Here is a 22098-nt window from a genome sequence, read left to right as displayed (position 1 = left end):
CTGTCGTCGGCACCGCGCCCACGAGAGAATGGCAAGAGCGCAGGGGGACAGGCCATAGCTTGGCATAAAGCCTGGTTATCGGTGTCGACGCGAGATTACGGTGAGGAAAAGCGCTCGACGGTAGCCGACGGTCTCACCGCGCCAGCAGCCCCTTGGCGATGTGGGTCACCTGGATCTCGTTGCTGCCCGCGTAGATCATCAGCGACTTGGCGTCGCGGGCCAGCTGCTCCACCCGGTACTCGGCCATGTAACCGTTGCCGCCGAACAGCTGCACGGCGTCCATCGCCACGTCCGTGGCCGCCTCGGACGAGTACAGCTTCATGGCCGACGCCTCGGCCAGCGACAGGGGTTTGCCTGCCCGCGCACGCTCGATCGAGTGGAAGACCATGTTCTGCACGTTGATCCGCGCGATTTCCATCTTGGCGAGCTTGAGCTGGATGAGCTGGAATTTCCCGATCTCCTGGCCCCACAGCGTCCGCTCACGCGCGTAGTCGATGCACAGCCGGCGGCACTCCTCGATGATCCCGAGCGCCATGATCGCCACGCCCGTCCGCTCGGCGGTGAAGCTCGACCGCGCCGACTCGCGCCCGTCCCCGCCGCGGCCCTCCTCCGACTCGCCGAGCAGCCGGTCGCGGCCCAGGCGGACGTCGTTGAAGAACAGCTCTCCGGTGGGGGAGCTGTGCAGTCCCATTTTGGCGAAAGGCGCACTCTGGGTCAGCCCTTCCATGCCCTTGTCCAGTACGAAGGTGAGGACCTTGCGATTGCGCTTGTCCTCAGCAGACGCGCCTCCGGACGAACCGCCCGCGGCGCCTTCGTCGAGCTTGGCGTAGACGATCATCACGTCCGCGTACGGGCCGTTGGTGATGAATGTCTTCTGGCCGTTGAGGATGTAGTCCTCGCCGTCGCGACGCACGTAGGTCCGCATCCCGCCGAACGCGTCCGAGCCCGAGTCCGGCTCGGTGATGGCCCACGAGGCCACCTTCTCCATGGTTACGATCCCCGGCAGCCAGCGCTCCTTCTGTGCCAGCGTCCCCCGCGACATGATGGTCGTGGCACCCAGCCCGAGACTCACCCCGAGCGCCGACACCAGCCCCATGCACACGCCGGCCAGCTCGCTGGTCACCACGGCCATCAGCGAGTCCTGCCCCTCGAAGGCGCCGCCACCGCGCTCGGTGTCCGAAGTGCCGGCGGCGTTGTCGTCGTCGTCCTCACCGGAGGCCTTTGCCCGCTCCCGGGCCAGCAGCTTCTCCACGCCGTCGCGGGCCATGGCGTCGATCCCGAACTCGGCGAACAGCTTCCGGATGATCGGATACGGCGGGATCTCGCCGCCCTCCAACGCGTCGAGATTCGGGCGGATCTCCTTGTCGATGAAGGCCCGCACGGCGTCGCGGATCATCAGGTCGGTCTCGGACCACTCGTACATCGGCGTCTCGTCTCCTCGGTGTTGTTCTGCAACACGTTCCCGGCCAGTCTGGACCGGCCCCGCGATGGCCGCGGGCGTTTGGCCCAGACGGCCGTCCAAGTCCGGCACACTCGGGGATATGAGTGGCAACCTTGACCCAACCGCCATCCCCACCGCCGGTAGCGCAGGCCGCCCCGCCGGCCGTGGCCAGCTGGGTCGCGTCGGACTGTGGACCGGCTCCCTCGAGGGCCTGACGCCCGGACAACTCCCCGATGTCCTCGGCGAGCTCGATGACCAGGGCTGGGGCTCGCTCTGGTTCGGCGAAGCCGTGGGGCGGGAGGCGTTCACCGCCGCCCAGATGTATCTTGGTGCGACGCGGCGCACGGCGATCGGCACCGGCATCGCCAACATCTATGGCCGCGACGCCTCCGCCGCCGGCGCTGCCGCCCGCACGCTCGAAGCGCTCCACCCTGGCCGGTTCGTGCTGGGCCTGGGCGTCTCGCACGCGCCGCTGGTCGAGCGGCATCGCGGGCACCTCTACGGCCGGCCGTTCGCGGCGATGCGCGAGTACCTCGACGCCCTCGACGGCACGCGCGCGCTCGCCGCGGGTGAGGACGTCATGCCGCCGGTCGTGCTCGCCGCGCTGGGCCCGAAGATGCTGGAGTTGGCGCGCGAGCGCACCGCCGGCGCGCACCCGTACCTGACGTTGCCCGAGCACACCGCGCAGGCGCGCGAGATTCTCGGCGGGACCGCCGACGACGGCCCGGCCCTGGTCGTGGAGACCGCCGCGGTGGTGGCCGAGGGGGTCGACGACGACGAACTCTGGCGTTCCCGCGCCCACGACCACCTGAACGTCTACACGGGTCTGCCGAACTATCGGAACTCGTGGACTCGGCAGGGGTTCGACGAGTCCGACTACGTGCGCGGGGGCAGCGACCGGCTCAAGGCGGCGCTTGTCACGCGCGGGCTGGAGGCCACGCGGGCGCGGGTGCAGGAGCATCTCGACGCCGGCGCCTCGACCGTGCTCGTGCAGGTGCTTGGCGAGAACGTGCTGGTCCCGCCGGTGGCGGACTGGCGTCTGGCCGCGCAGGCGCTGCTCGGCTGACGCACAGCGCGCGGTCTGGTCCGCCGCCGTCAGCCCGGCCGCGGATCGAAATGCATCCGATTCAACACCTGTCTGTAATGTCCGACGAAGGGCTTCGGAAGGACACGGGATGAGTGCACGGGTGCGGGGCGCGGATGTCGGCCGGAGTGAGGGAAGCCGGCTCGTCGCCGTTCTGGCATTCGGTGGAATCCTGATGTCGGTCAGCCAAACCCTGGTCATTCCACTGTTGGGCATGCTGCCCTCGATTCTCGGCACGACTGCCGTTAACGCTTCGTGGGTTGTGACCGTCACCCTGCTGGCGGGCGCGGTGGCGGGGCCGGTCATGGGTCGACTCGGTGACCTTTACCCCAAAAAGTACGTGCTGATTGCCTGTGCGGCGGTGGTCGTGGTGGGTTCTGTGATCTGTGCGATGGCGACGTCGTTGTGGCCTATGGTCATCGGACGTGCGCTGCAAGGCGTGGGAATCTGCGTCATTCCAGTCGGCATCGCGACCATGCGTGAGGTGCTCCCGCCGTCGCGACTGGCTCCGTCGATCAGTTTGATGAGTTCTTCGCTCGGGGTGGGCGGCGCCCTCGGCCTGCCAGCCGCCGCTGCACTGGCCCAGTACGGCTCCTGGCAGTGGATGTTCTGGGGCGTGGCCATCATGGGGATGGCATTCATCGTGATGGCGGGGCTGGCGTTGCGGCCCGTTGCGGCGGCCAAACCTGACGGCACACTCGACCTGGTCGGGGCGGCGGGCTTGGCGGTGGGGCTGGTCTCCTTGTTGCTCGCTGTATCCAAGGGCGCTGACTGGGGCTGGGCTTCCGGGGCGACAGTAGGGTCGTTCCTCCTCGCGGCAGTGGTGCTTCCGGCGTGGGGGCTCTGGGTGCTGAGGCATCGATCGCCGCTCGTCGACTTGCGTGTGGCCGCTCGCCGTCCGGTCCTCATGACCAATATCGCGACGGTGCTGATCGGGATGGGCATGTTCGCTCAGCTGTTGATCATCCCGCAGATTCTGCAACTGCCAGTCGCAACCGGGCACGGCTTGGGCCAGTCGATGGTCGCCATGGGCTTGTGGATCGCCCCGGGTGGCCTCACGATGATGGCAATCTCCCCGCTGAGTGGGCGACTGATCTCCGGAAAAGGACCCAGGGTCACCCTGGTGCTGGGTGCAGTGGTGATCGCGGCTGGATACGGTTCAGCTCTGTTCCTCATGGGGTCGACGTGGGGTCTGATGATCGCGTCGATGGTCGGAAGTGCGGGAGTCGGCCTTGCGTACGGGGCGATGCCGTCGTTGATCATCGCCTCTGTACCCAATTCTGAGATGGGCTCGGCTAACAGCTTCAATACTCTGATGCGTTCGCTCGGCACCACGACTTCTGCAGCCGTCCTCGGCATTGTTCTCACTCAGATGTCCACCGAAACCGGCGGACTGTCCGTCCCCACCGAAGACGGATTTCGGGTCGGTCTGGTCTTGGGTTGCGCCGTCGCACTGGTGGCCGCGGCCGTCGCAGCCAGGATCCCTCCGCCTTGGGGCGAGAAGGACTGACTCTGGGTCGTCGCCCGTCACGGTTATCGCTGCTGACTGAGCAGGGCACTGCCAGCCTCGTCCTACCGGCGGCCGGCCGGCGATGGGCGGGCATTTCCCGGTTCGTGGTCCCGTCCATCGATGAGCTGCCCCGACACGACGGTTGACGTCACGGTGGCCAATGGCTACTCTTGCGGTTGTCGCCAGCAAGGTGATCGTCGTCACGTTGAGGCCTCAGGTCTATTCACTCGGGCACTCACACCCCAATTGCACGGAGCAAAGCGATGCCATACGCAGTTGACCCGGACTTCAGACCGCTGATGGAACATGTCCCGGTCCTCGATATCGCCGATGCCATAACCACCCGAGAGCGACTCCGTGAGCAGGCGCCCGCAGAGCCGATGTCCGTCGTCCCCGAGGGGGTCGAGGTCAGCGACCACTCGGTTCCGGTGCCAGGCGGAACTGATGTCGGACTGGTCATTTTCCGCCCGGGTAAGCACATAGGTCGCGCGCTTCCGGTCATCCTCTACTTCCACGGAGGCGGGTTCGTACTCGGCGATGCGCGCACCGATGTGCGCGTCCCGTCCCGCCTCGCTGCAGACCTCGACGCCGTGGTGGTCTCGGTCAACTACCGACTCGCTCCCGAGCACCCGTTCCCTGCGCCGTTCGACGACGGCTACGCCGCACTCGAATGGATCGCTGCGAATGCCGATCCGGGTTTCGACTCATCCCGGCTGGTTGTCGCAGGCACCAGCGCCGGCGCGGGGCTGGCAGCGGCGGTGGCGCTCAAGGCGCGGGATCACGACGGTCCGCAGATACTCTTCCAGGCTCTGGACTCGCCAGTCGTCGACGACCGCGTCGTCACCGACTCCGCGACGCGGTACACAGACACTCCTATGTGGACCAGGCAGAACGCGATCGACAGCTGGAACCACTACCTGGGACACGACACCGACCGCGACACGCTCTCCGAGTATGCCGCCCCGGCTCGCGCACGGGATTTCTCGGGACTGCCCCCCGCCTATATCGCGGTGACCTCATTCGATCCACTCCGTGACGAGGGGATCGAGTACGCCCGGGCTCTTCTCGATGCCGGCGTACCGACAGAGCTCCATCTGTCACCCGGCACGTTCCACGGAGCCACGAGCCTGTTTCCGCACCTGGATGCCTCGAAGCGGGTCAACGCGGAGTTCACCTCGGCGATCCGCCGGGCCCTGGACAACTAACCGGCGACGTCGGCGGGAGACCACCACCGAGATCGGAGAAACATGCCACACCGTTTTGAAGGAAAGGTCGCGATCGTCACCGGCGGGGCGAGAGGCATGGGCGAGCAGATCGTCCGGTTGCTAGTTCGTGAGGGCTGCGCTGTCATGATCGCCGATGTTCTCGAAGGGCCTGGCCAGGCGCTTGCAGATGAACTCGGGGACAGAGCTGTCTACGCGTGCGTCGACGTGGCTTCGGAAGCCGACTGGGAAGACGCGGTGGCGACGGTGGAGATCACCTATGGAGGCCTCGACGTTCTGGTCAACAATGCGGCGATCTACCGTCGGCAATCGCTGGAGAACGAGACCGTCGCCGAAATAGACAAGGTCATGGCGGTCAATCTCCACGGTCCGTTCCTTGGCATCAAGGCGGTGGCCACCGCGATGCGGGAACGAGGTGGGGGTTCGATAGTCAACGTTTCGTCGCTGGCCGGCACCACGTCCTACGCGGCACACGGCGCGTACAGCATGTCCAAGTGGGCCCTACGTGGATTGACCAGGACCGCGGCCATCGAGCTGGAGCCGTCGGGCATCCGGGTGAACGCCGTCCTCCCCGGGAATATCCGTACCGAGATGTCGCCCACGACAGCGTCCGGCGAAACGCCGACTGGCCTGAAACGTCAGGCAGACCCCAGTGAAACCGCCAACGCGGTGGTCTTTCTCGCCTCGGATGAGTCCTCGTTCGTGAACGGGACAGACCTCATCGCGGACGGCGGTTCCCTTCTCGGGTAGCGGACGTCACGTCGAGCACTTCCTGTCGCATTACCTGTATTCCCGCGATCCAGAGCGGGCTGAACCCTGGAGGATCATGACCACTTCGACTCCGAACAACGGTGTCGCCGAGCACTTCGATGTCGTTGTAATCGGCGCCGGATTCAGCGGGATGTACGCGCTACACCGCCTACGGCAACAGGGTCGGAAGGTCGTGTGCCTCGAGGCCGGAGACGGTGTGGGAGGCACCTGGTACTGGAACCGCTACCCGGGCGCACGTGTGGACATCGAGAGTGTGCAGTACTCGTACTCCTTCGACGAGGATCTCCAGCAGGAGTGGTCGTGGTCGGAGCATTTCGCTCCTCAGCCCGAGCTGGAAGCGTATGCCAACCATGTCGCCGATCGGTTCGGAATCCGCGAGGACATCCGTTTCGACACCGTGGTGGACAGGTTGGAATTCGACGAGTCGACAGATAGCTGGAGCCTGGGCACGGCGGCCGGGCATGTCTTCACCGCGCGGTTCGTCATTGCCGCCACAGGAAGTCTCGATGTCTCCAATGTTCCCGACTGGCCCGGCCTGGAGACTTTCCGCGGCCAGGCGTATCACACCTCGCGGTGGCCCGAGGGGGGCGTTGAACTCGCCGGTAAGCGGGTCGGAGTGGTGGGCACCGGGTCCACAGGAATTCAGGTTATCCCGGAGGTCGCGGCAGTTGCCGAGCACCTCACGGTCTTCCAGCGGACCCCGAACTACAGCCTCCCCTCCTTCAACCGGCCTCTGGACCCGGAACACGAGCGGAGCTGGAAAGCCGAGTACACACAGCGGCGTGCTGCGGCTCTCCAGACGTACGGCGCGACACTGATGGACCACATCGATGAGCCGCGGTCGATTTTCGACTACACCGTCGAGGAGCGGGAAGAGGTGATGGAGCGGGCCTGGAACGGACGCAAGGGGCTCGAATTCATCCGGACCTTCACCGATACCTCGTCCGATCCGGCGGCCAACGAGATCCTGGCCGAGTTCGTCCGCAACAAGATTCGTGCGACGGTCATCGATCCGGCCACAGCTGAAATGCTCTGTCCGAAGACCTACCCGATCGGCGGTAAGCGCATCTGCCAGGACTCCGGCTACTTCGAAACCTACAACCGGGACAATGTCGATCTAGTTGATGTGAAGACCGATCCGATCGCCGAGGTCACCCCCACAGGACTACGAACGAGCAGCGCCGAGTTCGATCTCGATGTGATCATCTTCGCCACCGGCTTCGACGCCATGACCGGCTCGATGCTCAGGATGAATCCCGTTGGAGTCGGCGGAGTGCGTCTTGCTGACCGGTGGAAGAACGGGCCCCGGGCGGTGTTCGGGCTGATGACCGCGGGATTCCCCAACTTGTTCATGGTGCACGGGCCGGGTAGCCCTTCGGTCCAAGCGCAGATGATCACCACGGGCGAGTGGCAGGTCAACTGGATCCTGCGCGCCATCGACCAGATGGACGCCCAGCAGATCTCCCGTTTCAGCGCGACAACCGATCTCGAGGACGAGTGGTCGGCGGAGTCGAACACGGTGGCCGCACGCACGATGCACACGAAGACCGACTCCTGGTACACCGGCGCGAACATCCCCGGTAAGCCCAGGCAGCTGCTGATGTACGTCGGCGGATTCAAGCGGTACTCGGAACTGGCCAACGAGGTAGCCGAGTCGGGATACGCAGGTTTCGAACAGCTGGGGTTGGAGGCGAGCGCACGATGACGGCTGATTCGGCCGTGGGGATGGGTACCGGGCTCGGTGAGGGAGAGGGCCCGGGCTTTCAGCTGGAGGTGATCGACGTCATCGACGAGACCCCGGACGCCAGGTCAATCGTCATGAAGGTGACCGACGATCTCCGGGAGCGGTTCACCTATCTGCCCGGGCAGTTCCTCACCTTCCGGATCCCCAGCGATCAGACCGGGTACGTCGCACGGTCATACTCGCTGTCGAGCGCCCCGGGAATCGACGACGGGCTGAAGGTCACGGTCAAGCGGACCGCAGGCGGCTACGGCTCGAACTGGATGTGCGACAACGTGGTGTCCGGCAGCACTGTCCACGTCATTGCACCGTCGGGTCGGTTCACCCCGGACGGGTTCGCTCACGATCTCCTCCTGTTCGCCGCGGGAAGCGGAATCACGCCGGTCATGTCGATTCTCAAGACCGCGTTGACACGCACAACCCGAAAGGTGGAGCTGTTCTACGCCAACCGTGACGTGGAATCGACCATCTTCCGGGACGAACTGGCCGCCCTGGCGGACCGGTACCCGGACCGGTTGACGGTGCAGCACCATCTCGATGACCAGCAGGGTCTCGTCACCCCGGACTCCCTGGTGGAACTGGCGAGAACGCACCACGCGTCGGAAGCCTTCGTCTGCGGACCGGCCCCCTTCATGGACCTGGTCGGGGATGCGCTCAGAATCGCCGGAATGCCGGCCGACCGTCACCACCGTGAGGTGTTCCTCTCGCTGACCGGGGACCCGTTCGGTGTGGTGGCACCGGTTACCAACGACCCGTCAGAGCCGACGGTCGAGACCGTCGTCCACCTGGACGCCCAGTCACACCGCTTCGACTGGCCGGTTGGACAGACGCTCGTCGACGTCCTCCTCGACCGCGGCGTCGACGTCCCGTTCCAGTGTCGCTCCGGTGAATGCGGTTCCTGCGCCTGCACGATTGTGGCCGGCCAGGTCACCATGGCGAACTCGGAGATCCTCGACCCCGTGGATGTCGCGGATGGCTTCATCCTCGGCTGCCAGTCGAGACCCGACGCCGGGCCGATCGAGATCGAGTTCTGATCCGGGGCCCGGTCTCAGATTCCCCAGGCGATCCATATTTCAAGAGCCAATCCAGGATTTCTAAAGTAAGGGTTCCAATGAGAGCAATCATTTACGACGGCACGGAGAACAAGCTGGTCGACGGGGTCACTCTCCGTGATCTCCGTCCGGGTGAGGTCCGCGTCCGGATCGTCGCCAGTGGCCTGTGCCAGAGCGACCTGAGCGTGATCAACGGGAAGATCCCGTTCCCGGTCCCGGTCATTCTCGGACACGAGGGCGCGGGCGTCATTGAGGAGGTCGGTCCGGGTGTGAGCAGCCCCGTCGTCGGCGACCACGTGGTCTTGTCCACCCTTGCCACCTGCGGGCGGTGCGCGCAGTGCACGTCGGGCCGCCCGACCATGTGCCGGGAGTCCTTCGGGAAGACGGCGACCCCGTTCGATCTCGAGGGGAAGCCGGTTCACAACTTCGCGACCCTCTCGACATTCAGCGAACAGATCATCGTTCAGGCCGGTCAGGCGATCCCGATCCCGAAGGAAGTGTCCATGACGACCGCCTGCCTCATCGGCTGCGCGGTCCTCACCGGAGCCGGAGCAGTGCTCAATCGCGCGCGTGTCGTCCCGGGCGACACAGTTGTGGTGATCGGAGCCGGCGGAATCGGACTCAACGTCATCCAGGCGGCGAAGGTCGCCGGGGCCACGACGATCATCTCCATCGACACCAACTCGGACAAAGAGAAGAAGGCCAGGGCCTTTGGTGCGACCCACTTCGTCCTAGCCGGGAACGTCGATACCGTAGTGGCGGTACTCGAGGTCACGGGCAGCGGCGCTGATCACGTCTTTGACTGCGTGGGTGGTGAGGCAATCACGAGCCAGGCGATGGAAATGGTGGGCTGGGGTGGCCAGATGATCATGCTCGGCGTGGCCGGCCCGGAGACGAAACTATCGGTACCCGCCTCCACGTTTTACATGGACCGCTCAGTGCTCGGGTGCCGCTACGGTTCCTCCCGGCCCGGGGCTGATATCCCCAGGTACATCGACCTGTACCGGAACGGCGACCTCCTCCTCGACGAACTGGTCACCAAGACGTATGAGTTCGAGAACTACTCTGCGATGTTCGACGACGCCCGCGCCGGCAAGCTGGACCGGGGCGTCCTCCTCATGTCGTCCTGAGAATTCCCCGACATGCTCCTCCACGAGGCTGGCAGCACACGCGCCCGGATCGGTTACCGATTCGGGCGCGTGGCGTAAAGCAGCACCTTGAGCATGTCGGTGACCTCGTCGCGGACATCTTGGGGACTGCGGTCGGGCATGTCTGCGAGCTCGGCGAAGTACGGTTCGTACAGCTCCCACACCGAGCCGACGAGCGCGATCAACGAGGCCAGAACATTCGAGTCGAAAGTGTCCCTGACCTGGGGTTCCGCCGGGTTTTCCCAGAGGTCCTCGATCTGGGCGCGGTATCCGCGAGAGCGGACCCCACCGAGGAGTCGTTTCGGTTCTGTCCCCTCGAACACGGCCCACGTCAACATCCGACCGAACTGGCCCGAGTCGAGGTCGGCGCCGAACGAATTCTCGATGGCGGCGTAGGCGTTGCTCTCACTGGTCAGGCGTTCGCCACCGTAGTTCACCAGGAGGCTCATCACGGCCACGAGAAGATTCTCCTTGGTCCGGTAGAACCGGTGGATCAGACCGTAGGACACGCCTGCGGCCGCGGCCACTTCCCGCAGGGACACCTTGGCCGGCCCCTTGCGGGCGAAGAGATCCGCCGCGGCCACGAGAATCGCCTGTTCTGCTCCGTTCCCCTCCTCGCTGGTCGGGGTCCAGTCGGCTACATTCCGGCGGTTGCCCGAGGGCTCCGGAGCGGCTGGAGTCCTGTCCACGTCGTCCAGGTCGTCCGCGATGTCCCGGCGGCACGAGCGCGCCAGTGCGAGGGCTTCGTCCTTGCGGGCGGGGTTGAGGAGGAGTTCGGCCGGAACCCGTTCGGTGTCGGGCTGGGGGGTGATGGACCACCGCGCGATCACGTCGGCAGGGATCGACTCATCGAATGATTCCAGAAACTCGGCTATCTCCGGACGGACAGCAGAGTTCTCCACGTCGAATTGCCACGTCGGGAACCGTGTTTTCCCACCGCCAGGATAGCCGAGCATTTTTTTATTCTGGACGCGCTTGTTGATCGCCTGTCGGCTGATTCCCAAGAATTCGGACACCTTAGGAGTAGTCCACGCCTCACCCGAGGCAGCGGCGTCGGCACTCGATATCGACATTAGGTAGAAACCTCCAAGTGCGTTCCGGGAAAAATGCTCGGCCCCAGCGTCACCTTTGGGCAATACGGACAGGAACCCACTCGAAGTGAGGCCACTGGCTTCCCCTAGACACTACCCAGTTCCGAGGATCGGCGGCGAAGGTACCTCTCAACGGCGCCGTGGTCAGGTCTCGAGGTGAGAATCGCGTCGCAGAACTGGCAGATCCCGGCTGGTCTCGGAAATGGCGGCGTCACGACTCAGCGCTGGCCCGGCCACCGGAAAGTCGTGGCAATGGTCAATTGATTACCTTGCGCAAACCGTGGATTTAGATCGGTCGAATGGGCCGAGGCAAAACGCCCAGATTGTAGAATCATGGCATGTCAACCGATATTGAAGCGCGATTGAGCGTCCTGGAAAATAGGACTGAGATACTCGAATTAGAGGGCAGGTACACTCGCTTTTTCGATAATCATGAAGGGGCTGCCTGGAGTCAATTGTTCGTCGAGGACGGGATCTATCGAGCGCGAGAGCCCGGGGGGACATACGTGAGTGGTCGGGCGGCATTGAAGGCGTTCTGCGACGAGGCGCCGTTCGACGGGCTCCACCTCTTTCATCTTCCCCAGATCACTATCGACGGTGACCGGGCAACGTCTCGCATCCACCTGGAGTACCGGGGAGTGTGGCCCGGCGAACCCGGCGCCCCCCGCGTGGACATGATGGGCTACTACGACGTGGCCTACGTCCGGGTTGACGGAACGTGGCTCATCAAGCGGCGCGTGACGACCACCTGCTCGCACCACGCAGCGTCAACTGCGGGGTACCTGTCTGGCAGCGGCCTGAGTGATCCGCAGCTGACCTGGTGATCTGCCGCTGGGCAGGGCCGGTCCCTCTCGGGACCGGCCCTTGTCGCCGTCAGTCGCTCTGGCTGACCCGGGCCTCGGCGGCGAGCTTCTCGCAGTGCGTCCTGAGGGCCAGGGCGGTCTCGTCAAAGGCACGCTTCACCCATGCTCCGGAGTCGGCCATGATCTGGTGAGCCTCGACACCCAGGAAGGCATCGGTCGAGTAGTACAGGGTCTTCCCGCCCTCGAGCCGCTCGAGCACCTGGTCTCGGCGCGCCGCCTTGGGGTCGTCGTCTGTGGCTCGGAGCTCCCAGGACAGCAGCTGGTTGGGGACGAATGCGCACACATACTCGGTGTTGAGGGAGGTTCCCCCGTTGCCGGTGTAATCAGCGAGGACCATGTCGACAGGAGCGCCCATCTCGAGCGTCGACCGCGCCTCGAGGCAGAACGGGTTCCAGTCTCCGTAGTTGTCCATGTCGGTGAGTACGTCCCACACCACCTCGGGCGGGGCGTCGATCGTCACTTCCACCGAGCGGATGGTCGTGGCGGGGTCGTAAGTCGGGATGGCGAGGTCGGGCGTGGGATTCCTTTCGTTGAAGGGTCGAAGATCTCGAAGAGCAGGGTGGGCGTGAGCAGGGGTCGTGCCTGTGTGCCTCACACGGTGGCCGGGTCGAACCGCGGGTAGTCGATGTATCCCTCGGGCCCGCCTCCGCCGTAGTAGGTGGCCGGGTCGGGTTCGGTGAGCGGCCAATCGTTCCGGAGCCGATCGACGAGGTCCGGGTTGGAGATGAACGGCTGACCGAACGCCGGCATGTCGATCAGGCCCCGGCCCACGAGATCGTCGGCGATGTCCTTGCTGATAGCGCCGGCCAGCAGGATCGTCCCCGTGAAAAGGCCTCGGAACTCGGTGAGGAAGTCCGGGTCCAGGAGCCGGCCGCCGTCTCGGTTCTGGTCGATGAGATGGGTATATGCGATGCCGCGGTCGGACAGTTCGGACGCCAGGTGCAGGTAGGTGTCCCGGGCCTCCGGGTATGCGGGCATGTCGAACAAGTCGCTGAACGGGGAGAGCCGGATGCCGACGCAGTTCGGGCCGACCTCGGCGATGACCCGGTCGACCGCCTCGAGCAGGAACCGGCACCGATTGGTCAAGGACCCGCCGTACCTGTCCGTCCGGTTGTTGGTCGCCGGGTTGAGGAACTGCTCGAACAGGTACCCGTTGGCGCCGTGGAGTTCCACGCCGTCGAATCCGGCGCTGAGCGCGCTCGCTGCGGCGGCGGCGAAGTCCCCGTGCACCCGGGCGACCTCCTCAGTGGACAGGGGTCGTGGCGCGCTAACGTTGATGAACCCGACCTCGCCGTCATCGGTGTACGCGAAGGTCATGCACCCTTCGGCTGCCTTTTCTCCGGAGCTGACAGGTGCCTGCCCGTCCTCCTGGATCGACACGTGGGACAGTCGCCCGACGTGCCAGAGCTGGCAGAATATGTGGCCGCCCTCCCCGTGCACCGCATCGGTGACCGTTTTCCAGCCCGAGATCTGTTCATCGGTGAAGATCCCGGGGACAAAGACGTAGCCCTGTGCCTCCGAGGAGATGGGGGTGCCCTCGGTGACTATGAGGCCCGCGGAGGCTCGCTGCCGGTAGTACTCCGCCATCGTCTGGTTGGGGTTCGTGTCCAGGCTTCGTGCCCGGGTCATGGGGGCCATCGCGATCCGGTTGCGGAGCTTTATCCCACCGAGCCGGTACGGGTCGAACAGATTGCTCATTCGGTGCTGCCTTCTGCAGGGACGGTCGTGTGCGTCGTGGACAGGTGCCGGTGTTCCGGCCACATCGCCCGGTTCGCCCGCGAAGGGGGACCGGGACTGGCCTCGGAGCGGAGAATGCCAAGTTGACGCACGCTGAACCCGGGGTTGTGGCCTGGAGCGGCCGGGGTCTGGCGAGGGTCACGTCGACCCTCAGTGGGGAGACGGGGAATCTGGCGTGAACCTGGCCGCTACCATGTGTGGCGCTCGCCACTGTAGCCCTCGGCCTCAGTGGCGTCAATCACAGTTGGCGCGAGTTTTACGTGGAGGAGGCGAGTCCGAGCGCGGATTCCGCGGCTGGCCGGTGTGGTGTCAACCGGTTTGACTGGTGGGACTCAGGCGGCGTGTCGGGGCGCCTGATCGGCGCCGGACAGGCCGACGGGATTCGATGTTGACGTGAGGGTGGCCAGTGGCTACAGTGATGCTAGTCACTGCGCCGGGTCCGATCGCGAACCCTGATTTCGGCTCTGGCTCCCAGGAGTCCACGGGGTGCCCTGGAGTGCTTCCCCGGGCACCGTCCGACGCACCCCTTGCCGAGCGCGAACCGAGGGCGCACACGGGTGGCTGTCGAGATCGTTCAGGAGGATGAAATGTCGCGAATGGCCTTGTCCATGAAGCCCACCGGGTGGTTCCAGATCGGCTGGTCCGAAGAGGTTCGGGTTGGGGACGTCAAACCCATGAAGTACTTCGGCCAGGACCTGGTGGCGTACCGATCCTCGACCGGCCGGCTCGTGGTCCTCAACGCGTACTGCGAGCACCTCGGCGCCAACCTGGGGTACGGCGGAACGGTTGTCGGCGAGGACATCAAGTGCCCGTTCCACGGTTGGGAGTGGAGTCCGGAGGGGCGCAATACCTGCATTCCCTACCAGGACCGCACCAATCGGGTCCGCAGGATCGGGACCTGGACCACCGCCGAGCGGGACGGGGTCATGTACATCTGGCACGACGTCGAGGGGCGGGAGCCGTACTTCGACGTGCCCAGTGTCTTCGAGTTGTTCGAGGAGGCGGGATCAGCCGACAACTTCCACGAGCTCGGCGAGGCCGGCAAGTTCGAGACGGCCGCTCTCCCCATTCATCCGCAGTACGCGGCGGAGAACGGTGTCGACTTTGCGCACTTCAAGTTCGTTCATCGCGCAGATGAGATCCCCACCGTTGTCCGGCGCGAGTTCGGCGAGAACGACTTCAACACCGAGCTCGCGCTCAACTTCAAGCGCCGCAGCGCAGACGGTGGGACCGAGGAGGTCGAGGGACGGACTAAGGCCTCGCTGGTCGGGATCAGCCTCGGATTCTCCTATGCTTACGGGGTCGGCGCGATCTGCTCGCTGACCGCGGTGACCCCCGTGGACGACGAGACCTCCATCCTGCGGTTCTCCGCCTGGCCGAGCAAGGAGTCCGGCGAGGACGACCGACGCGTCGCCAAGCGGCAGGCCAACGCGGTCTCGCAGCTCAGGGCTGATATTGCTATCTGGGAGCACCAGCGCTACACCGAGCCCCCGGGCTTGGCCACCGCCGAGGCCGCGGGCTTCCGTGACATCCGCCGGTGGGCGAAGCGCTTCTACCCCGAGGGCCACCTCGGGCACGGCGACGCTGAACAGAACGCTGGCACGGACGCGGCCGCCGTTAATACCGACACGGCAGCCACCGCTCCCGTCGAGAACTCGGTGGTGAACGGCTGATGAGGCTCGAACTGGCCGCAGAGCACGAAGCCTGGCGGGCTGAAATCCGTGAGTTCCTCGCAGCGGAACTGCCCCCGGAGAAGGCCTTCAATCCCGAATTCGACGACGAGCCCGAGCAGTGGGCGATCGCGGTCGAGTTCAGCAAGAAGGTCGCGGAGAAGGGCTGGATCGGCCTGACCTGGCCGAAGGAGTATGGCGGCAAGGGACTGCCCCCGATCGCGAACCAGATTTTTCTGGAGGAGCTGTACGCGGCCGATGCGCCGATGATCAACTCCGTCGGTATCTTCCTCGCGGCGGGCACCATCCTTGTCGGCGGGACCGAGGAGCAGAAGCGGGAGCTCCTCCCGGAGATCGCGAACATGCGGACCCTGTGGGCGGAGGGACTCACCGAGCCCGAGTCCGGCAGTGACCTGGGGTCTCTCCGGACGAGGGCCGTTCGCGACGGCGACGACTGGGTGATCACCGGAGAGAAGGCCTTCACCTCATGGGGGCCGATGTCCGATGTGCTGTACGTGGCCGCCCGCACCGGATCAGGAACCGGGGCCAGCGGGGCCATCAGTATCTTCGTCGTCGACCTTCGTTCCCCTGGCGTCACGCTCCACCCGATGCGGAACTATGGCGGCGGCGTCCAGTCGAGCACGCACCTGAACGGCGTCCGGGTGCCTGGCAAGGCCCTCATCGGTGAGGAGGGCAGAGGCTGGCAGTACATCATGCGGGCGTTCTATGCGTCCGGAACCGTGGAGCCGATCTACGCGATGCAGGAGTCACGGCTCGAGGCGCTCGTCGAGCACTGCCGCGACATCCCCGGCAAGCTCGACGACCCCGCTGTTCAGGCCGACCTGGCGAAACTCGCCGACATGGTCCAGACACAGCGGTTGCTGGCGTACGAGATCATCGGCGACGCCGCGAAGGGGCGCCAGACCCCATGGGGCGGTGGCGTCCAGCAGGTCGTCGCCAAGGAATACGAGCCGGTGTTCGCGCAGGTCTTCGACCGTGTGCTCGGCCCCACCAGCCAGTTGCGCCCGGCTTCGTCGCACGCCCCGCTGGGCGGCAGGCCAGAGGCCTGGTACCGACAGTCGTTCGCGAATCACGCCGGCGGCACGACCCAACTCAAGCGGATGGTCCTCGCCACGCGGGGCCTGGGCCTGCCGCGTTAGGAGAAGACATGGAACTGGCATGGGGTGAGGACTTCGACGTCCTCGCAGAAGTGAGTCGCTCGGTGTTCGCGCGCTATTCGCCGCTCGAAGACCGCTCCAATGGCGTGGCGCTCGCCGAGCAGGTGGCGCAGTTCGCGGAGTTGGGGTGGCTGGGGCTCGGCGACCCGTCGGGCCAGGACCCGGACAGTGCGTCGCTGGGTACCATCGCGGCGATCTTCGTGGAGATGGGGCGGGCTCTGGCAGCCACGCCGTTGCTGGAGTTGACGATGACGCGCGACGCGGCACTGGCGGTCGGATCCGAGGCCGCCCGCGGGCTGGCCGACGGGATCGCCTCCGGCGCGGCAGCCATGGTTCCCGTGTTCCCGTCCGCCTCGTGGGGCTCGACGTTGACGTACTCCGACGGTGTTCTCAACGGGGTCGCGAAGGGGATCGACCACGCCGCGTTCGCGGACCGGTTCATGGTGCACGCCACAGGAGGCGACGGTGCCGGGGCCGGTGAGAGTGTCCTGGCGTTGGTGCCCCCGGGCCCGCAGGTCACCGTCGAGGAGATGGCCAACCTGGGTGGTCACCCGATGTTCGCGGTGACGTTCGACAACGTGCCCGTCGCCGATGTCGACGTGCTGGCGCGTGGGGGCACCGCCGAGGACGCCGTGGAGACCGCCGGGTTGCGTGCGTCGGTCCTGCGGGCGGCCCAGGTGCACGGTGCCGGACTGCGACTGCTTGACATGACGGTCCTGTACGCGAACCAGCGACACCAGTTCGGTGGCCCGATCGGCCGATTCCAGGCGGTGCAGTACCTGTGTACGGACCTGGCCATCGCTGCGCATCTCACCGGGGCGCACGCCCGGTCGGTGGCCGCGGTCCTCGACGCCGGGATCGATCCGCAGCCACACGCCGGGTTGCTCCGTCGGCAGGCGGCCGAGGCCGCCTGGACGATGGTCCACAGCTCCCACGAGGTCCACGCCGGTATCGGCTACATGGTCGAGTCCGACGTCCACCTGTTCACCGATGCCGCCAAGAGGTGGCAATACGACTTCGGCCCGTCGAGCCGCAATGACAGAGACGTCACTGCCGCCCTGGGTCACATCTACGCAGGAGTAGGCCGATGAGTTACATCGATTACAAGGTCGACGACGACGTCGCGGTGATCAGCCTTGATCGTCCCGACAAGCACAATGCGCAGGACGCCTCGCTGCTCCAAGATCTCGATCAGAGGTGGCGGGAAGCGGCGGCCGACGACGCCGTCAAGGTGATCGTGGTGCGTGCGAACGGCGATAATTTCTCGGCCGGTCACGACCTCAAGACCCCGGCGGAGGGCTACTTCCAGGAGGGCAAGACCGCCCTGGAGAGCGCCTATGTGTGGGAGACCGAGCACTACCTCGGCTTCTCGCGGCGTTGGCGGGATGTCCCCAAGCCGTCGATCGCCTCGGTACAGGGCGCGTGCGTCGCCGGCGCGCTCAACGTGATCTGGCCGTGCGATCTGATCGTCGCCGCGGACAACGCGTACTTCAGCGACCCCGTGGTGAGGTTCGGGGTGGGCGGCGTCGAGTACCACGCGCATACGTGGGAGCTCGGGGCCCGTCGGGCCAAGGAGATGCTGTTCACCGCCCGACCGGTCACCGCCGAGGAGGCGCTGGACGTGGGGATGGTCAACCGCGTGGTCCCCGTTGCCGAACTCGACGAGCAGACGATGAGTCTGGCCCACGAGATCGCCGGGATGGACGGATGGGGACTGGCCACTGCGAAACGCGCCGTCAACCACACCCTCGATGTGATGGGGCAGCAGGCCGCGATGCAGGCCGCGTTCGACATTCACTGGCAGGGCCACGCGAACGCGCTCCTGAGGACCGGGTATCCGCTGCTGACCCCCGATCCGATCCCGTCGGCGAAGACCGGTGAGGGGGAGCGCTCGTGAACATCACGATCCAGCCGGACACCGTCACCTCGATCTGGGACTACCTCAGCCGCCGGGCCGCCATGAGCGGGGAGGCCACCGCTGTTGTGGATGAGCACGGGCGTCGGCTGACGTTCGCGGAGGTCGTCTCCTCGGCCGAGCGTGTCGCCGCCGGCCTGCTGGGCCTGGGGATCGGACCGGGGTCAACGGTCAGCTGGCAGTTGCCGACGAGTATCGACACGATCGTGCTCAGCATGGCGCTGTGCCGACTCGGGGCGGTCCAGAACCCGATCATCTCGCTCTACCGCGGCCGCGAGGTCGCGCACATGCTCGAGCAGTGCCGTTCGGAGTGGATCATCACGGTCGGTGAGTTCCGGGGTTTCGACCACGCTGCGATGGCGGAGGAGCTCAGTCGGGCGAGCGAGGGTGCGCTGCGCGCGCTGGTCGTCGACGGCAGGCTCCCCGACGGAGACCCGGATGCGCTACCGCCCGCACCCCCGGCCGGCGAGGAGATCCGCTGGATCTACACCACCTCCGGCACCACTTCGGCGCCCAAGGGGGTGTGTCACACGGACGACACGCTGATCGCCGGTGGCGTGGCCCTGGCCGACGCGGTCGGGTACCGGGCCGACGACGTCGGCACGATCTTCTTCCCGTACGCACACATCGGGGGGCCGGACATGCTGATCGCTTCCCTCGCCACCGGTATGGCGCTGGTGGTCATGGAGGCCTACGAGCCCGTGGCCGCGGTTGAGCTGATGCGCCGAGAAGGGGTCACCGCGACCGGCGGGTCGACCCCGCACTACGCGCTGCTGCTGGCCGAGCAGCGGAAGAACCCGGGAAGCCCCGTGGTCCCGACCCTGCGCCTGGTCGCCGGCGGCGGCGCGCCGATGCCGGCGAGCCTGTTCCGCGAGTTCCGGGCGGAGGTCGGGGTGCCCATCCTGCACGCCTACGGGATGACCGAGTGCCCCACGATCACGTCGGCGCGTTTCGACGACACAGACGAGCAGCTCGCCGAGACCGAGGGCCGTCCGGTCTTGGGCTGTGAACTGCAGATCCGTGACGAGGACGACGTGGTGCTCCCGGACGGTGAAGCTGGTCGAGTGTGGCTCCGCGGGACGATGCTGTTCAACTACTACCGCGCCGACGGCGAGGACATCACACCGTTTGACGAGCAGGGGTGGATGTTCACCGGTGACGTGGGGCGGATCGAGCCGGACGGTCACCTGGTCCTCGTCGGTCGCGAGAAGGACCTGATCATCCGCAAGGGCGAATCGATCAGCCCGTCGGAGATCGAGGCCGTCCTCTCCAAGTCCCCCGACGTCGTGGACATCGCCGTGATCGGCCTGCCCGACGAGCAATCCGGCGAGCGGATCTGCGCTGTCATCCAGACGGTCGACGGGGCCGGTCCCATCTCGGTCGAAAAGCTGCGCGAGTTCTGCCGCGACGCGGGGCTGTCGCCGGCGAAATTTCCGCAGGACGTCGTCGTCGTCGACGCGATGCCCAAGACGCCCACGATGAAGATCCGAAAGCAGAGCCTTCGCGAGACGGTCATCAAGCGCTATGCCGCAACCGGCGTGCCCGCCATGTGATCCGCCGGGGACGCAGACCTTTCTTACCCATGAGAGTTGGATGACCCATGCAAGGACGTAGCTACATAGAACGAGCGGTGGAGCACGCTGACCTGAACGCGCTCCGGATGGCGCTCTACCAGGCGACCGGTGACCCGGAGATCGCGGAGATCACGCCCACCAGGGAGTTCGGCCCGGTCGCCGACATCGTGACGTTCACCGAGGCGGACGCCGTACTGATCAGGAAGAAGGCGGTCGACTTCTTGCTCACCGCTCCTGATGAAGTCGCGCTGCCGATCCCGGACGAGGACGAGATCGTCGAGCTCCTGCAGATGGCGGAGGCCCGAGAGCTCGCTCCGGACGATCTGATCATGCGGCACCGCATCCCCGCGTTCTCGGACATGCCGTTCCAGGCCGAGTGGACCAACGGCAAAGTTGTCCCCGAGGGGTACCACGTGGCGATCGTGGGTGCCGGCTTCGCCGGAATCGCGATGGGCGTGCAGCTGGCCCAGCTCGGGATCCCCTTCACCATTTTCGAGCGTCGCGCCGAGGTGGGGGGCGTGTGGAGCATCAACACCTACCCAGACGTGCGAGTTGACACGATCAGCTTCACCTACGAGTTCTCATTCATGAAGAAGTACCCGTGGACCGAGTACTTCGCTCCCCAGGGTGACGTCCGCAGGTACATCGACCACGTGGCCAAGAAATACGGGGTCCACCAGCACATCCGCTTCGGCCGGGACGTCCGCGAGGCGACGTATGACGACACCTCTCAACGCTGGACGCTGTCGGTCCACGGTGAGGACGCGGTGGAATCCGTCGAGGTGAATGTGGTGATTGCGGCGAGCGGTGTGTTCGCCACACCCCGCGAACTGGTCGTCGACGGCGTCACCGAGTACACGGGCCGGATCGTCCACACCGCAGAGTGGTGCGACGACGTCGATTACGCGGGCAAAGATGTCGCAATCATCGGCAACGGATCAACGGGCGTGCAGCTACTGTCGAAGGTCGCGGCGGCAGCGAATTCGGTGACCGTGTACCAGCGGACACCACAGTGGATCTCGCCGCGGACCCACTACGGTGAACCGATCTCCGAGGAACTCCAGTGGTTGATCCGTGAGATGCCGTTCTACTGGAACTGGATCAAGTACGTCTCGGGCCTGAGCACGATCGACATGCGCGCGAACGTGCTGCAGCCGGACGAGAAGTGGATCGCCGGCGGCGGTGACGTAAGCGAGCGCAATGATCTGCTTCGCGGAATGCTCGAGCAGTACATCAGCGTGCAGGTCGACGGCCGGCAGGACCTTATCGACCAACTCATCCCGGACTACCCGCCGATGACCCGGCGTCCGGTGGTCGACAACAACTGGTACAAGTCGCTGACCCGCGACAACGTGTCGCTGGTCAGTACCGACATCGAGCGGATGACCGAGACCTCGATCGTCACCACGGACGGTGCCGAACGCGCCGCGGATCTGGTGATCGCCGCGGTGGGGTTCCAGACCGAGAAGTACATCTGGCCCACGGAGTACCGCGGCATCAGCGGCGTGAACTTGGAAGATGTCTGGACCGCGCAGGGCGCCCAGGCGCATCTCGGCATGACCGTCCCGGGATTCCCCAACATGTTCATGCTGTACGGGCCGAACTCGCAGCCTGTCGCCAGTGGCGCTGGCCTACCCGTGTGGTTCGAGGTCTGGACCGGGTACATCGCACAGTGCATCGTCGGGATGCTCGAGAACGGTCGGTTGTCCATGGAGATCCGTCGCGAGGCATTCGTCGACTACAACGACCGGCTCCACGAGGAGGCCAAGACGTTGATCTACCTGTCGGAGAACTCGGCGTTGAAGAAGAACTACTACGTCAACGAGTTCGGGCGAATGCAGATGAACGCCCCGTGGAACGGCGAGCAGTATTACCAGATGTGCTCCCGCCCGGATGAGGCCGACTTCATATTCACCAGCGCCGACGAGTCCAGCACTGACGGTGCCGACGACCGTGGGTCCGGGACTGGCGACCTCGCCGCATTCTCACTCATGGCGTCGAGGGCGCGGTAGGGACGTCAAGGCCCCAGCGGCACCGCGATACGTCAGAGCCGCTGCCTACCTTCGGGAGGGCAGCGGCTCTCGTCGTTCTCTGCTGGCT

Annotated in this window: 18 protein-coding genes; 14 read left to right on the top strand and 4 right to left on the bottom strand. The window is 65.7% G+C overall.

Annotation, left to right across the window (positions count from 1 at the left end):
* Positions 1 to 133: 133 nt before the first annotated feature.
* Positions 134 to 1423 (bottom strand): acyl-CoA dehydrogenase family protein, encoded by a 1290-nt coding sequence (locus tag ACWGLC_RS14380; protein WP_452100538.1) that lies wholly within the window; start codon positions 1421 to 1423, stop codon positions 134 to 136.
* A gap of 118 nt (positions 1424 to 1541) precedes the next feature.
* On the opposite strand from ACWGLC_RS14380, the gene ACWGLC_RS14375 reads away from it, so the two are divergent.
* The 7 genes from ACWGLC_RS14375 (at position 1542) to ACWGLC_RS14345 (ending at position 9952) form a co-directional block, all read left to right on the top strand.
* Positions 1542 to 2507 (top strand): TIGR03620 family F420-dependent LLM class oxidoreductase, encoded by a 966-nt coding sequence (locus ACWGLC_RS14375; RefSeq protein ID WP_452100537.1) that lies wholly within the window; start codon positions 1542 to 1544, stop codon positions 2505 to 2507.
* 109 nt (positions 2508 to 2616) lie between these two features.
* Complete coding sequence (locus ACWGLC_RS14370) at positions 2617 to 4035, top strand: MFS transporter (RefSeq protein ID WP_452100536.1); 1419 nt, start codon at positions 2617 to 2619, stop codon at positions 4033 to 4035.
* A gap of 263 nt (positions 4036 to 4298) precedes the next feature.
* Entirely contained in the window at positions 4299 to 5240 is a 942-nt protein-coding gene (locus tag ACWGLC_RS14365) for an alpha/beta hydrolase (protein WP_452100535.1), read from the top strand.
* Between the two features lie 42 nt (positions 5241 to 5282).
* A complete protein-coding gene (locus tag ACWGLC_RS14360; protein WP_452100534.1) occupies positions 5283 to 6008 on the top strand; it encodes an SDR family NAD(P)-dependent oxidoreductase in 726 nt (241 codons plus the stop codon).
* Positions 6009 to 6084: 76 nt separating this feature from the next.
* On the top strand, positions 6085 to 7734 hold the full coding sequence (locus tag ACWGLC_RS14355) for a flavin-containing monooxygenase (RefSeq protein WP_452100533.1): 1650 nt from the start codon (positions 6085 to 6087) through the stop codon (positions 7732 to 7734).
* Positions 7735 to 7754: 20 nt separating this feature from the next.
* Positions 7755 to 8804 (top strand): 2Fe-2S iron-sulfur cluster-binding protein, encoded by a 1050-nt coding sequence (locus ACWGLC_RS14350; protein WP_452100551.1) that lies wholly within the window; start codon positions 7755 to 7757, stop codon positions 8802 to 8804.
* Between the two features lie 77 nt (positions 8805 to 8881).
* Complete coding sequence (locus tag ACWGLC_RS14345; protein WP_452100532.1) at positions 8882 to 9952, top strand: Zn-dependent alcohol dehydrogenase; 1071 nt, start codon at positions 8882 to 8884, stop codon at positions 9950 to 9952.
* 53 nt (positions 9953 to 10005) lie between these two features.
* On the opposite strand, the gene ACWGLC_RS14340 is transcribed toward ACWGLC_RS14345, so the two are convergent.
* Positions 10006 to 10974: a TetR/AcrR family transcriptional regulator gene (locus tag ACWGLC_RS14340; RefSeq protein ID WP_452100531.1), complete on the bottom strand. Its 969-nt coding sequence runs from the start codon at positions 10972 to 10974 to the stop codon at positions 10006 to 10008.
* A gap of 425 nt (positions 10975 to 11399) precedes the next feature.
* Between ACWGLC_RS14340 and ACWGLC_RS14335 the strand changes: the two genes are divergently transcribed.
* On the top strand, positions 11400 to 11885 hold the full coding sequence (locus ACWGLC_RS14335) for a nuclear transport factor 2 family protein (RefSeq protein WP_452100530.1): 486 nt from the start codon (positions 11400 to 11402) through the stop codon (positions 11883 to 11885).
* A gap of 49 nt (positions 11886 to 11934) precedes the next feature.
* Here ACWGLC_RS14335 and ACWGLC_RS14330 read toward each other — a convergent pair whose 3' ends face one another.
* Positions 11935 to 12390 (bottom strand): SRPBCC domain-containing protein, encoded by a 456-nt coding sequence (locus tag ACWGLC_RS14330; protein WP_452100529.1) that lies wholly within the window; start codon positions 12388 to 12390, stop codon positions 11935 to 11937.
* Positions 12391 to 12515: 125 nt separating this feature from the next.
* Positions 12516 to 13622, bottom strand: a complete 1107-nt coding sequence (locus tag ACWGLC_RS14325) for an alkene reductase (RefSeq protein ID WP_452100528.1) — start codon at positions 13620 to 13622, stop codon at positions 12516 to 12518.
* Positions 13623 to 14248: 626 nt separating this feature from the next.
* Between ACWGLC_RS14325 and ACWGLC_RS14320 the strand changes: the two genes are divergently transcribed.
* The 6 genes from ACWGLC_RS14320 to ACWGLC_RS14295 all read left to right on the top strand — a co-directional run bounded on the left by ACWGLC_RS14320 (position 14249) and on the right by ACWGLC_RS14295 (position 22010).
* Positions 14249 to 15334 (top strand): Rieske 2Fe-2S domain-containing protein, encoded by a 1086-nt coding sequence (locus ACWGLC_RS14320; RefSeq protein WP_452100527.1) that lies wholly within the window; start codon positions 14249 to 14251, stop codon positions 15332 to 15334.
* On the top strand, positions 15334 to 16491 hold the full coding sequence (locus tag ACWGLC_RS14315; protein WP_452100526.1) for an acyl-CoA dehydrogenase family protein: 1158 nt from the start codon (positions 15334 to 15336) through the stop codon (positions 16489 to 16491). The genes ACWGLC_RS14320 and ACWGLC_RS14315 overlap by 1 nt, the downstream gene beginning before the upstream one ends.
* A gap of 8 nt (positions 16492 to 16499) precedes the next feature.
* On the top strand, positions 16500 to 17600 hold the full coding sequence (locus tag ACWGLC_RS14310) for an acyl-CoA dehydrogenase family protein (protein ID WP_452100525.1): 1101 nt from the start codon (positions 16500 to 16502) through the stop codon (positions 17598 to 17600).
* A complete protein-coding gene (locus ACWGLC_RS14305) occupies positions 17597 to 18406 on the top strand; it encodes an enoyl-CoA hydratase (protein WP_452100524.1) in 810 nt (269 codons plus the stop codon). Before ACWGLC_RS14310 ends, ACWGLC_RS14305 begins: the two co-directional genes overlap by 4 nt.
* Positions 18403 to 19977: a class I adenylate-forming enzyme family protein gene (locus ACWGLC_RS14300; protein ID WP_452100523.1), complete on the top strand. Its 1575-nt coding sequence runs from the start codon at positions 18403 to 18405 to the stop codon at positions 19975 to 19977. Before ACWGLC_RS14305 ends, ACWGLC_RS14300 begins: the two co-directional genes overlap by 4 nt.
* 77 nt (positions 19978 to 20054) lie before the next feature.
* Positions 20055 to 22010, top strand: coding sequence for a flavin-containing monooxygenase (locus tag ACWGLC_RS14295; RefSeq protein WP_452100522.1), 1956 nt, complete (start codon positions 20055 to 20057; stop codon positions 22008 to 22010).
* Positions 22011 to 22098: the final 88 nt, after the last annotated feature.

This window comes from Dietzia sp. NPDC055877, from assembly GCF_053615975.1.
This window is presented reverse-complemented; position numbering and strand designations above follow the sequence as displayed.

Excerpts from the sequence above, each read along its gene's own strand:
- ACWGLC_RS14380 (WP_452100538.1), bottom strand. The coding sequence starts at position 1,423 with ATGTACGAGTGGTCCGAGACCGACCTGATGATCCGCGACGCCGTGCGG.
- ACWGLC_RS14375 (WP_452100537.1), top strand. The coding sequence starts at position 1,542 with ATGAGTGGCAACCTTGACCCAACCGCCATCCCCACCGCCGGTAGCGCA.
- ACWGLC_RS14370 (WP_452100536.1), top strand. The coding sequence starts at position 2,617 with ATGAGTGCACGGGTGCGGGGCGCGGATGTCGGCCGGAGTGAGGGAAGC.
- ACWGLC_RS14365 (WP_452100535.1), top strand. The coding sequence starts at position 4,299 with ATGCCATACGCAGTTGACCCGGACTTCAGACCGCTGATGGAACATGTC.
- ACWGLC_RS14360 (WP_452100534.1), top strand. The coding sequence starts at position 5,283 with ATGCCACACCGTTTTGAAGGAAAGGTCGCGATCGTCACCGGCGGGGCG.
- ACWGLC_RS14355 (WP_452100533.1), top strand. The coding sequence starts at position 6,085 with ATGACCACTTCGACTCCGAACAACGGTGTCGCCGAGCACTTCGATGTC.
- ACWGLC_RS14350 (WP_452100551.1), top strand. The coding sequence starts at position 7,755 with ATGGGTACCGGGCTCGGTGAGGGAGAGGGCCCGGGCTTTCAGCTGGAG.
- ACWGLC_RS14345 (WP_452100532.1), top strand. The coding sequence starts at position 8,882 with ATGAGAGCAATCATTTACGACGGCACGGAGAACAAGCTGGTCGACGGG.
- ACWGLC_RS14335 (WP_452100530.1), top strand. The coding sequence starts at position 11,400 with ATGTCAACCGATATTGAAGCGCGATTGAGCGTCCTGGAAAATAGGACT.
- ACWGLC_RS14325 (WP_452100528.1), bottom strand. The coding sequence starts at position 13,622 with ATGAGCAATCTGTTCGACCCGTACCGGCTCGGTGGGATAAAGCTCCGC.
- ACWGLC_RS14320 (WP_452100527.1), top strand. The coding sequence starts at position 14,249 with ATGTCGCGAATGGCCTTGTCCATGAAGCCCACCGGGTGGTTCCAGATC.
- ACWGLC_RS14315 (WP_452100526.1), top strand. The coding sequence starts at position 15,334 with ATGAGGCTCGAACTGGCCGCAGAGCACGAAGCCTGGCGGGCTGAAATC.
- ACWGLC_RS14310 (WP_452100525.1), top strand. The coding sequence starts at position 16,500 with ATGGAACTGGCATGGGGTGAGGACTTCGACGTCCTCGCAGAAGTGAGT.
- ACWGLC_RS14305 (WP_452100524.1), top strand. The coding sequence starts at position 17,597 with ATGAGTTACATCGATTACAAGGTCGACGACGACGTCGCGGTGATCAGC.